Annotated in this window: 13 protein-coding genes; 11 read left to right on the plus strand and 2 right to left on the minus strand. The window is 61.8% G+C overall.

The features are described 5' to 3' along the window. Positions 1–50 precede the first annotated feature (50 nt). The 11 genes from ybeY (at position 51) to ONR57_RS18585 (ending at position 10535) form a co-directional block, all read left to right on the plus strand. Positions 51–599 (plus strand): rRNA maturation RNase YbeY, encoded by a 549-nt coding sequence (gene ybeY, locus ONR57_RS18535; protein WP_265125006.1) that lies wholly within the window; start codon positions 51–53, stop codon positions 597–599. Positions 600–608: 9 nt separating this feature from the next. Continuing rightward, positions 609–1955 (plus strand): hemolysin family protein, encoded by a 1347-nt coding sequence (locus ONR57_RS18540; RefSeq protein WP_265125007.1) that lies wholly within the window; start codon positions 609–611, stop codon positions 1953–1955. Next, positions 1948–2898 (plus strand): GTPase Era, encoded by a 951-nt coding sequence (era, locus tag ONR57_RS18545; protein ID WP_265125008.1) that lies wholly within the window; start codon positions 1948–1950, stop codon positions 2896–2898. The genes ONR57_RS18540 and era overlap by 8 nt, the downstream gene beginning before the upstream one ends. A 239-nt stretch (positions 2899–3137) precedes the next feature. Continuing rightward, positions 3138–4229: a phosphate ABC transporter substrate-binding protein PstS gene (gene pstS, locus ONR57_RS18550; RefSeq protein ID WP_265125009.1), complete on the plus strand. Its 1092-nt coding sequence runs from the start codon at positions 3138–3140 to the stop codon at positions 4227–4229. Positions 4230–4354: 125 nt separating this feature from the next. Beyond that, positions 4355–5344, plus strand: coding sequence for a phosphate ABC transporter permease subunit PstC (pstC, locus tag ONR57_RS18555; RefSeq protein WP_265125010.1), 990 nt, complete (start codon positions 4355–4357; stop codon positions 5342–5344). Then, entirely contained in the window at positions 5341–6255 is a 915-nt protein-coding gene (pstA, locus tag ONR57_RS18560; protein WP_265125011.1) for a phosphate ABC transporter permease PstA, read from the plus strand. The genes pstC and pstA overlap by 4 nt, the downstream gene beginning before the upstream one ends. Positions 6256–6259: 4 nt before the next feature. After that, a complete protein-coding gene (gene pstB / locus ONR57_RS18565) occupies positions 6260–7081 on the plus strand; it encodes a phosphate ABC transporter ATP-binding protein PstB (protein ID WP_374116486.1) in 822 nt (273 codons plus the stop codon). A 172-nt stretch (positions 7082–7253) separates the two neighbouring features. Next, positions 7254–8081: a phosphate ABC transporter ATP-binding protein PstB gene (gene pstB / locus ONR57_RS18570; protein ID WP_374116496.1), complete on the plus strand. Its 828-nt coding sequence runs from the start codon at positions 7254–7256 to the stop codon at positions 8079–8081. A 53-nt stretch (positions 8082–8134) separates the two neighbouring features. After that, the gene (locus ONR57_RS18575) at positions 8135–8866 is read left to right on the plus strand and encodes a response regulator transcription factor (protein WP_265125013.1); all 732 of its coding nucleotides are present in this window, start codon (positions 8135–8137) and stop codon (positions 8864–8866) included. A 45-nt stretch (positions 8867–8911) separates the two neighbouring features. After that, positions 8912–9757: a DNA repair protein RecO gene (gene recO / locus ONR57_RS18580; protein WP_265125014.1), complete on the plus strand. Its 846-nt coding sequence runs from the start codon at positions 8912–8914 to the stop codon at positions 9755–9757. Then, positions 9702–10535 (plus strand): isoprenyl transferase, encoded by an 834-nt coding sequence (locus tag ONR57_RS18585; protein ID WP_265125015.1) that lies wholly within the window; start codon positions 9702–9704, stop codon positions 10533–10535. The genes recO and ONR57_RS18585 overlap by 56 nt, the downstream gene beginning before the upstream one ends. Before the next feature lie 113 nt (positions 10536–10648). Here ONR57_RS18585 and ONR57_RS18590 read toward each other — a convergent pair whose 3' ends face one another. Continuing rightward, positions 10649–11080, minus strand: coding sequence for a Fur family transcriptional regulator (locus ONR57_RS18590; RefSeq protein WP_265125016.1), 432 nt, complete (start codon positions 11078–11080; stop codon positions 10649–10651). Then, on the minus strand, positions 11080–11367 hold the full coding sequence (locus ONR57_RS23415) for a metalloregulator ArsR/SmtB family transcription factor (RefSeq protein WP_308198723.1): 288 nt from the start codon (positions 11365–11367) through the stop codon (positions 11080–11082). Before ONR57_RS23415 ends, ONR57_RS18590 begins: the two co-directional genes overlap by 1 nt. Positions 11368–11582: the final 215 nt, after the last annotated feature.

Genomic DNA, 11582 nt, shown 5'->3' on the forward strand with positions numbered 1-11582 from the left:
ACGCTGGCCGTCCGCCCGGACTATTTCACGACGGAAGGTGAACGCGCGCGGTGAGCATTGAGGTAAACAACGAGAGTGGGGCGGAAGTCCCCGCCACGGAACTCACTGCGGTCGCACGTTACGTGCTGGATCGTCTCGACGTGCATCCAGCTGCTGAGTTATCGATGGTATTCGTCGACCTCGAGGCGATGTCGGAACTGCATGAACACTGGATGGACCTGCCCGGGCCCACCGACGTCATGTCGTTCCCGATGGACGAGATGACGCCGGGCGGGCGTCCAGACGCGTCCGCGCCAGGGCCTGCAATGCTCGGCGACATTGTGATCTGTCCCCAGTTCGCCGCGCAGCAAGCGAAACAAGCCGGTCATTCGGTGGAGCGGGAACTCACGCTGCTCACGATCCACGGTGTTCTCCACTTGCTTGGCTACGATCATGCGGAACCAGACGAAGAGAAGGAAATGTTCGAGCTGCAGAACGGTCTGCTTGAGGACTGGTTCGAGACGCGCCGGGCCGAAGCGCGCAAAGCCGCACAGGTGGAGCGAGACCGTCGGCTGCTCGGCAAAGTGGGGTTGCTCAACGATCCCGACGAGTCTCGGTAGGCGCCGCCAGTGACTACGGATGTGCTGCTCCTTAGTGGCGTCCTTCTTCTGATTCTCTTCGGTGGTGCGTTCGCCGCGATTGACGCTGCTCTCAACACCCTGTCCCTCGCGCGCATTGAGGAACTCGTCCAGTCTGGGCAAACGGGTGCGCAGGGCTTGATGCGGATCGTGCATAACCGGCCGCAGTTCGTGAACCTCACCGTCTTGCTCCGCGTGGCGTGCGAAATCGCCGCAACGGTCCTTCTCGCCGCGTTCCTTCTCGATCATTTCGACAAGATCGGGGCTCTCGCGATTTGTGCCGGCGTGATGGTGGTTGTCAGTTTCGTGCTCATCGGCGTGGGGCCCCGCACACTTGGCCGTCAGCACGCGTACGCGATCGCCATCGCGGCGTCAGTGCCGCTGCGGCTTCTGGGGTCACTGCTTGGCCCACTCATGCGCCTGATGATCTTGCTAGGTAATGCTGTGACGCCCGGTAAAGGATTCCGGAATGGCCCGTTCGCGTCAGAGATCGAGTTGCGCGAACTTGTCGACCTCGCGCAAGAGCGTGGTGTCGTCGCTGCTGATGAGCACCGCATGATCCAGTCTGTGTTTGAGCTCGGTGACACGATCGCGCGTGAGGTGATGGTGCCCCGCACGGAAATGGTGTGGATCGAAGAAGACAAGAACGCCGGACAGGCGACGACCCTCGCAGTGCGCAGCGGGCACTCCCGGATCCCCGTCATCGGCGAGAACATTGACGACATCCGCGGCGTGATTTTCCTAAAGGACCTTGTCCGGCAGACGTACACGGCGGTTGATGGCGGCCGGAGCGTTACGGTGCGTGATCTGATGCGCCCAGCCGTATTCGTGCCCGATACGAAACCGCTGGATAGTTTGCTGCGGGAGATGCAGCGCGACCGGAATCACATGGTGGTGCTCGTCGATGAGTACGGGGGCATCGCAGGGATCGTGACGATCGAGGACATTCTCGAAGAGATCGTGGGGGAGATCGCTGACGAATACGACGTCAATGAGCAGGCCCCAGTGGAGGCACTCGGTGATGGCGTGTACCGGGTATCGGCCAGGCTTCCGATCGAAGATCTCGGGGACCTGTTCCGCAAGCGCATTGAGGACGATGAAGTAGAAACAGTGGGCGGCCTCATCGCCCACGTCGTTGGGCGGGTGCCCCTGCCGGGTACCGAGGTCGACATCGAGGGTCTGCATCTGGTCGCTGAGGGCGGCGAAGACACTCGCGGACGTGTGCGCGTTCACACAATTCTCGTGACGCAGCTGAGCGACGATGAGGCTGACGAGTCCCGAGATAGGGTGCTAACGGATAAAGGCCAGCTGGGAGGCAAGGAGACGCGTGGTGAGTGAGAAGGAGGGCCGTTCCGTAGCAGGCCCTGAAGTAGACTCTGATGGCTTCAGGTCAGGCTTCGTGTGCCTGGTAGGCCGCCCTAATACGGGGAAGTCAACACTCACCAACGCGCTTGTGGGTGCGAAGGTTGCGATCACGTCGTCGCGTCCGCAGACAACGCGGCACACGATCCGCGGGATCATTCACCGTGACGATGCGCAGATCATCCTTGTCGACACGCCTGGTTTGCACCGGCCGCGCACCTTACTTGGCCAACGGCTGAATGATTTGGTTCGCGACACGTACGCCGAGGTTGATGCAGTGGGCATCTGCATTCCGGCGGACGAGAAGATCGGACCGGGTGATCGCTGGATTCATGAGCAGATCCGCGCTGTGGCGCCGAAGACGACGCTGTTCGGGATCGTGACGAAGATAGACAAGGTTTCGAAAAGCGCTGTCGCGGAGCAACTTGTCGCATTGTCTCAGTTGCTAGGACCGGAGCATGAGGTTATCCCGGTGTCAGCTGAGTCTGGCGAGAACCTTGATCGCGTCGTCACGCTGCTGCGCTCGCTGATGCCCGAAGGCCCCGCGTACTATCCGGACGGCGAACTTACCGACGAGCCGGAAACCGTCCTCATGGCGGAATTGATCCGGGAAGCCGCGCTCGAAGGGGTACGTGACGAACTCCCGCATTCGCTAGCGGTTGTTATCGAAGAGGTGAACGACAGTAAGAATCGCCGTGGTGAGCCAGTTCTGACAATCTTCGCAAATCTCTATGTGGAGCGTCCGTCGCAAAAGGCAATTGTGATCGGAAAAGGCGGTGCCAGGCTTCGTGACGTGGGCACGCAGGCGCGCCAGCAACTCGAGAAAATCTTCGGCACGAAGGTGTTTCTCGACATGCACGTGAAGGTCGCAAAAGATTGGCAGCGGGACCCGAAACAGCTTGGCAAACTGGGCTTTTAGGTCACGTTGAGGGCGTGGGGCCAGTCGCGCCGCGGCGTCGGCGCTGCCCCGGGCCTGCGTGACACCGGGCGCGCAGCGGACCATGAGTACGCGTAAAGCGAACATATTCACGCAACCCGCCCCGGTTGTTCACCTTCCGTTCGCTTTGGCGCATATTTTGTTCACTCTCCACGGTTACGTTTCGACGTGGTTGGCAGACAGTGTCGCTCTGCCAAGTCGAAACTCCGAAGGAGATCACTATGCGTAAATGGCGTTCCCTGGTTGCCGTGGGCGCGACGCTGCCAGTCGTCGCCTTCGCTGCCGCGTGTGGCAGTGATAACGGCAATGGAGACGCAGCAGGGGAGGACACCGGTGGCTCGCTCAGGGGTAACCTGACCGGCGCGGGCGCCACGTTCCCTAACCCTGTGTTCCAGGAATGGGCAGCAGAGTACGGCTCAGTCGAGCCCGGAGTCCGGATCAACTACCAGAGCATTGGCTCTGGCGGCGGTATCGAACAGTTCATCCGCGGCACCGTCGACTTCGGTTCCTCCGAGCGTTACCTGTCGGATGAGGACCTCGATGAGGCCGCCACGACCCGCGGCTGCGAAGGTGTACAGTTCCCCGTCATCTTCGGCTCGGTGGTTATCGCCTTCAATGATCCTGCGCTCGACGGCATGGTGCTGACCTCCGACGCGATCGCGAAGATCTACGACCGCCAGATCACGAATTTCAACGATCCTGAGCTCCAGGAACTGAACCCGGACATGGATCTGCCTGACCAGCCGATCATCCCCGTTCACCGTTCTGACGGATCCGGCACCACGTACGTTTTCAGCCACTACCTCAGCACCGAGAACGACGAGTGGGCCGACAAGTACGGCGAAGGCACCGAGATCCAGTGGGCATCCGGCACTGTCGGCGGCCAGGGTAACGAGGGTGTCGCCGCACAGGTGCAGCAGAACCGTGGCGCGCTCGGCTACGTCAACCAGGCGTACGCCATCGAAACCGGGATGGCCACGGCGCACGTCGTAAACGAAGACGGTGAAGCCATCGCGCCGACGCTCGAGGCGACCACCGCGGCGTCTGAACTCGCTGACATCCCGGACACCTTCCAGTTCGACATCGACAACATCGGCGGTGACGGTTACCCGATCACCGGCACGAACTGGATCTTCGTCTACGAGTGCGGCTATGACGACAACACCGCAGAGATGCTGAAGTCGTTCTGGAACTGGGTTCTGACCGACGACGCTGCCGATGAGCTTGCGCTCGAACTCGGCTACGCCCCAATGGGTGACTCCCTGAAGGAGCGCGTCCAGGCTCAGGTCGAGCGAATCAACTCCCAGAACTGATCGACGTGACGAGCACGCGGATTCAGTAGCGCCGGCGCGGCTGGGTGACACACCCGGCCGCGCTGGACTGCATCGACCGCATCCGCAGCCCTCCATATCCCGACGCAATACTGGAGCACCATCGAATGTCAGTTCTCTCGCCACAAAGCGGACCCGATCTGAAGAATCGGAGTTCCTCACGCTTCGCGGATCCCATGTTCCGCTGGCTCGTTACCATCGCAGGCACCACCGTTCTCATCGTCCTTGCGCTCATGGTGATCCGCACCGTCCAGGAAGCCTGGCCGGTCCTCGCGCACGAAGGGTTCTTCGGATTCCTCTTCGGAACCGAATGGCAAGCCGGGTACTCGCGTAACGAAATCACGGGTACCTACGGCGCGTGGCCATTCATCTACGGCACGATCATCACCTCGGTGATCGGAATCATCATCGCGCTGCCGCTCGCCCTCGGCGTTGCTCTCTACCTGACTCAGCTCGCCCCCGCGCGGCTGCGTAACCCGCTGTCGTACACCGTCGAAATGCTCGCTGCGGTGCCGAGCATCATTTTCGGTATGTGGGGCTTTTTCTGGCTGATGCCAAATGTTCTGCGGCCTTATGTTCTGGAGCCGCTTGAGCGCGCATTCGGCTGGTTCTTTCTCTTTGAAGGACCGGTGTACGGCACTAGCTACCTCAGCGCCGGGATCATCCTCGCGATCATGATCCTCCCCATCATGACTGCCATCTTCCGGGAAGTGTTTGCCGTCAACTCGATCGATCAGCAGTACGCGGCCTATGGATTGGGGGCCACCCGATTCGAGGTCATGCGGAAGGTGATCGTGCCGTCAAGTTTCTCCGGCATCGTCGGTGGCACGATGCTCGGCCTCGGGCGGGCGCTTGGTGAGACCGTCGCGGTGCTCTTCCTTGTCGGAGGTGCCCAGACGATCAGCACGAGTCTCGCCCAGCCCGGCAACACGATGGCGGCCCACATCGCCAACACCTTCCAGGATGCCTCACCGGAAACAGTGCGCGGGCTCATGGCGATCGGTGTGGCTCTGTTCGTCGTCACCATGGCAATCAACGTTTTCGCGCGTCTTCTGGTGTGGCGCCTGGGACGCATGACGGGAGATTCGGCAGTATGAGCACCCAGCTAGCAACTCGCACGACGCCGACCGGACACCGCAGTCTGCGCGCCCGGCAGGGGAACGCCCCGCGCCGCACGAAGATGAACTCGCTCAATACAGGTTTGCTGACCGCAGCGATGATCGTTGCGATGGTGCCGCTTTTCCTGATTGTCGGATACGTTGCCTACCGCGGTTACGGTGTTATCGGCTGGGACTTTTTCACCCAGAATGAGCCGCCTTACCGGCGCGAGGGCGGCGGGTACGCGGCAGGGTTCTTCGGCACCCTCTACATCATGGTGCTTGCGATCGCCATGGCGGTTCCCCTGGGTATCGCAACCGCGATCTACCTGGTCGAGTACGGAACCGGTCGTTTCGCGCTCGTCATCCGTTTCTTCACGGACGTGATGACAGGTATTCCGTCGATCTTCGTGGGCCTCTTCGTCTACGGCCTGCTGGTGTCAGGCTGGGTGACGTGGGGATTCGGTACATTCGTCGCTGCTGTAGCGATCGCGATCATCATGCTCCCCATCGTCACGCGGGCCGCCGAAGAGATGCTGAAGCTCGTTCCCGACGAGTGGCGCAACGCCAGCTTCGGCCTGGGGGCCGGGAAGTCGCAGACCATCCTCCGGACCGTACTGCCTGCCGCGGCACCTGGTATCACGACGGGCGTCATGCTGGCGATCGCACGCGGAATCGGTGAAACAGCACCGCTGATCCTTACTGCGCTCGGCGCTTCGTGGGTTGTCACCACATTGCAGGGAGACCCCCAGGGCGCGGTGCCGCTGCAGATCTACGATGGCGCCCGCCAAGCGTTCGAACCTGGAATTGAGCGGGCGTTCGGCGGCGCGCTCAGCCTTTTCGGCCTCGTTCTCATCATGGTCATCGCGGCGCGCATCATCGGTGCCCGTGCGAACAAGCGGAAGGGATGACGACGTGACTGCACATCTCACGGAACCAGCAGCTGGGACCAGTGTCGTGGCTGATCCGGTCTTTCAGATCAAAGACGGCTCCGTCACCTACGGGAACTTCCTGGCACTGCGGAATGTGACTTTCGACATTCCGCGCAACCAGGTCACCGCGCTGATCGGGCCGTCCGGTTGCGGCAAGTCGACGCTGCTGCGCTGCCTCAACCGCATGAACGACCTCATCCCCGGCACCTCAGTCGGTGGCACCATCGCGTTCAACGGTGAAAACATCTACGACGACGATATCGACGCCGCGGAGGTGCGCCGCCGCATCGGAATGGTATTCCAGCGGCCGAACCCTTTCCAGATGTCGATCTACGACAATGTTGCGTTCGGTCCCCGCCTCAACGGCTACAGGGGCAATATGGACGATCTCGTCGAGCAGTCGCTGCGTCGCGCAGGACTGTGGGATGAGGTGTACAAGAAGCTGAAGGACAGTGGCACCGCAATCTCCGGCGGACAGCAGCAGCGTCTGTGCATAGCCCGCGCTATCGCCGTCGAACCCGAAGTGCTGCTCATGGACGAGCCATGCTCGGCACTGGATCCCATTGCGACGCTCAAGATCGAAGACTTGATCCGGGAACTCGCTGGGACTCTCACCATCGTCATCGTGACGCACAACATGCAGCAGGCCGCGCGCGTCTCCGACAAGACGGCCTTTTTCAGTGTGGAGGAAGGCGACGCCGATCGCCGACCAGGTGAGCTCGTCGAGTTCGCTGACACCGAACATATCTTCACCAAGACGACGAACAAGCGCACCGAGGACTACATCAGTGGCCGATTCGGCTGACCCCGCCCGGCCAGAGCCGCGGCAGGACCAAGCACACCCGGGAGACACCAAGAACCCCGGGAACTCTGGCGAGCGCTCCACCGAAATCCGAGGAGGAACACCAATGACCCACACAGTCTCGACTGGCGGCACTGCCCGCGCAGGTAGGGCGTTAACCCCCAAGGCGCCGGGCATGCATATCGATCTCGAACATGCGAAGGCTGCACGGCCAGTGAGCCGCAGTGGTCCGGCGATCACCTGTGATGATGTCAAGGTCTTCTACAAGGACTTCCTTGCGGTGCGCGACGTCAACATGCAGTTCAACCGCAACGAGGTTTCTGCGCTGATCGGTCCGTCCGGTTGCGGCAAGTCGACGGTGCTGCGCTGCCTGAACCGGATGAACGACCTCGTTCCCGGTGCGCGGGTAGAAGGGATGATTCGGTTTGAGGGAACGAATATTTACGGTGAGGGCGTCGACTCAGCAGAGGTGCGCCGCCGCATCGGAATGGTTTTCCAGAAGCCGAATCCGTTCCCGAAGTCGATTTACGACAACGTCGCCTACGGACCGCGCGTGACGAAAATGCAGGTCGACAACATGGATGACCTGGTGGAAGAGTCACTGCGCAAGGCTGCGATCTGGGACGAGGTGAAGAGCAACCTCAAGGGCAGTGCGCTATCACTGTCCGGCGGACAACAGCAGCGGCTGTGCATCGCGCGCGCGATCGCGACGAAGCCGGAAGTCATCCTGATGGATGAACCGTGCTCGGCGCTCGATCCGATCGCGACGCTCAAGATCGAAGATCTCATGGATGACCTCGCCAAAGAGTTCACGATCATCATCGTCACGCACAACATGCAGCAGGCGGCTCGCGTGTCGCAGCGCACCGCGTTCTTCACCGCGGAAGCCGATGAGCACGGTGACCGCACGGGCCGCCTCGTCGAGTTCGACGAAACCGCCAAGATCTTCAGCAATCCAAGCGACGAGCGCACAGAAGCCTACATTTCGGGCCGATTCGGCTGACCAGGGTTTTAGCGGTTACGAGAGCAGGCGGTGGGCAGGCAGTGGTAGCGAACATGGACCTACATGTTGCGAACGCGGGTGCGGTGGACAGCAGTGCTCGTGTTCGCCCGGCCATCCTCGTGATAGATGACGATGAGCGGGTGGTAGACGACCTCGTCGAGGGGCTCAACAGTTTTGGCTTCGATGTCCACGTCTGTGCTGAACCCGCCGAGGCGCTACTCCTCGTCGGCCGGATCGCGCCTGACGTGGTGATCGCCGCCAAGGTTGGGGGCCGGATCGACACGCTCGACTTCTTGTCGATCGTGCGGGCCTCAGAACCTGACTTGCCGATTTTCGCGGGCGCTGACGCCAACTCGGGCGACTTCGCGGCGCGCGCTGCCGGGCACGCGAACATCGTGATTCCACGTCCTTACCGCGTGCGTGAGTTGCCCGCACTGCTGCAGTCGTACGTCCGCGCGGGAGGTGCGTGGCAGTCCCGTCCACACGCGATCGACCTTGGCAGGCTGCGAGTCGATGCGGTGACGCCGCAGATGTGGCTGGACGGCGAGTGCATGCGCCTGCCCCCTCGAGAGTTTGCCTTGCTGCGGTACTTCGCAGACCGGGAAGGCGCTGTCATCAGCAGGCAGGAACTCATCGACGCCGCCTGGCAGGGATCGGGCACCCACAGCAACACCCTCACGGTGCACATTGCCCGATTGCGCCGCCGCCTTGGCGATGATGAAGCGAACCCGCAGTGGATACGTGCGATTCGTGGCTTTGGCTATCAGTTCCGGGTGCCGCAATAGGCGCGGGAAGTTCGGATTGTCAGTGCTTAGTGCGACACTGTAGCGGTGAGGTTGTACCGGGACTGCGCCGTCGTGCTGCGCCAGCACAAGCTGGGTGAGGCAGACCGTATTCTCACACTTCTCACACGGGAGCACGGCATTGTTCGTGCGGTTGCAAAGGGGATCAGGCGTACCAGGTCGAAGTTCGGTGCCCGGCTTGAGCCGTTCAACCATGTCGATGTGCTGCTGCACCCCGGCCGCAACCTCGACATCGTCACGCAGGTCCATGCGGTAGACGCGTTCGCTGCGGACATTGTGCAGGATTACGGCCGCTACACCACGAGCTGCGCGATTCTCGAGACAGCCGAACGGCTCGCCGGTGAGGAACATGCCCCGGTGCCCCGCTTGTATCAGCTCACTGTCGGCGCATTGCGGGCAGTGGGGCAGGGGCAGCGGGAAACCAGCCTGATTCTGGATGCCTTTCTTTTACGTGCAATGGGGCTCGCCGGATGGGCGCCTGCGCTCGGCGATTGTGCGCGCTGCGGCGCTGGCGGGCCGCACCGGGCCTTTCACGTCGCGGCTGGTGGTTCTGTGTGCGTGCACTGCCGCCCGCCGGGGGCAGCAACACCGTCGCAGGGTGTGCTGGATCTGATGGAAGCACTCGTTTCGGGGGACTGGTCGTTTGCTGAACAGACTCCCGGTCAGATCCGCAGCCAAGCGAGCGGACTAACGGCCGCGCACCTCCAATGGCATCTCGAGCGGCAGCTGCGGACGCTGCCATTGATTGAGCGCTCCCGTCCGCACGCTCCGGGCAGTACCGAGCCGGTTCCCGTAGTCAGCGGTGCCGTCGGGCAAGATGAAGAACGTGACTCAGCGACCTCGCCGACGGAGCCCCTGGCAAGCGGCATCTGACGATGCCGGTGTGCGCGCGGTACGGCCGCCGGACCCGCATCCCTCGGGTGCAACGCCGCCGCCGCTGCCCGCGGAGTTTGTTCCCAAGCACGTTGCGCTGGTCATGGATGGTAACGGCAGATGGGCCGAAGAGCGCGGTCTGCCTCGTACCGAAGGGCACAAACGCGGCGAAGAAGTCCTCATGGATGCGGTGTGCGGCTGCATCGAAATGGGTATTCCGTGGCTTTCTGCATACGCGTTTTCTACGGAGAATTGGCGGCGCAGTCCCGAAGAAGTCCGATTCCTCATGGGTTTCAATCGCGACGTCATCAGGCGGCGCCGCGACGAGATGAACGAGATGGGAGTTCGCGTTCGCTGGGCAGGACGGCGGCCACGCCTGTGGCGCAGCGTGATCCGCGAACTCGAGATAGCGGAAGAGCTGACAAAAGACAACACCGTGATGACGCTCACCATGTGTGTGAACTACGGGGGCCGTGCCGAAATTGTCGACGCTGTCAGGGAGATCGCCAGACGGGCAGTTGCCGGCGAGATCAACCCTGAGCGCATTACCGAAGCGACGTTTGCCCGTTACCTTGACGAACCGGACATGCCGGACGTCGACCTGTTTCTCCGGCCGTCGGGGGAGCTGCGGACGTCGAACTTCTTACTGTGGCAATCGGCGTACGCGGAGTTTGTATTCCAGCACACCCTGTTTCCCGACTTCGATCGCCGCGATCTGTGGCAAGCATGCGTCGAATACGCTTCGCGGGACCGAAGATTCGGGGGAGTGAAGTCTTAGCTCCGTGCGCTGACCAGATTTCCTCGGGATACCCCGAATTGCCTCAGGAAACTTCCTGCGGAAATCTGCGGTATCCCGAGGAAATGTGCGGTATTCGAGGATCGTGCGGCGGCTCAGGACTCCTGGCAGTCCTTGCAGACTCCGAACACCTCGACGATGTGGCTGATATCGGTGAAACCATTTTCGGAGGCGATGGCGTGCGACCAGCGCTCCACCTCATCACCCTTGATTTCCACCGTGTAACCGCAGTCTCGGCACACAAGGTGATGATGGTGGCCTGAAGAACAGCGCCGATAGACAGCCTCGCCGCTATCAGTACGAAGGACGTCGACCGCACCGGTCTCAGCGAGCGACTGCAGCGTCCGATACACCGTCGTCAGGCCGATGCCCTCCCCGCGCCGGCGCAGTTCGTCATGGATATCTTGCGCGGACCGGAACTCCTCCACATCGTCAAGCAGTGCGGAAACCGCCGCGCGCTGGCGGGTCGACCGAACCCCGATCGCCGGTGCGGACCCCTTACGTTGCGAGCCTGTAGGGGCAGTCATTAATCCTCCTCCGCGTGCGCTACAGCGTCTACCACGATGTGGGCGAGATGGTCGTCGACCAGCCGGTACAGCACTTCCCGGCCCGATCGTTCCCCAAACACCACGCCAGCGGCCTTCAAAACACGAAGATGCTGGCTGATAAGTGGCTGAGTGACGCCGAGCGCGTCAACAAGTTCGTGAACACAGCGCTCGGACTCCCGCAGCTGCAGAACGATCGCGATGCGCACGGGAGCTGCCAATGCGCGCAGCAGTTCGCCGGCCGCGATGAGGGAGCGCTGTGGCGGCATCGGGGCAGCTGGGGCCGTGCGATCACCGTGCTCGTGATGCGGCGCGCTGTGCTCAGCGGGCTGTGGGTCCACTGCAGCATCGCCAGATGTCAAGCCCGAGGTATTCAGGATGCCTTCTCCTTGCCGATAATGGAAACAATATCCATTGTTGTATGCATTGATGCGCATGTCAACGAGGCAGGCCGATGGATCGACGCGCCGGTTTACTCTACGTC

Source organism: Hoyosella sp. YIM 151337, assembly GCF_026041215.1.
Classification (GTDB): domain Bacteria; phylum Actinomycetota; class Actinomycetes; order Mycobacteriales; family Mycobacteriaceae; genus Hoyosella.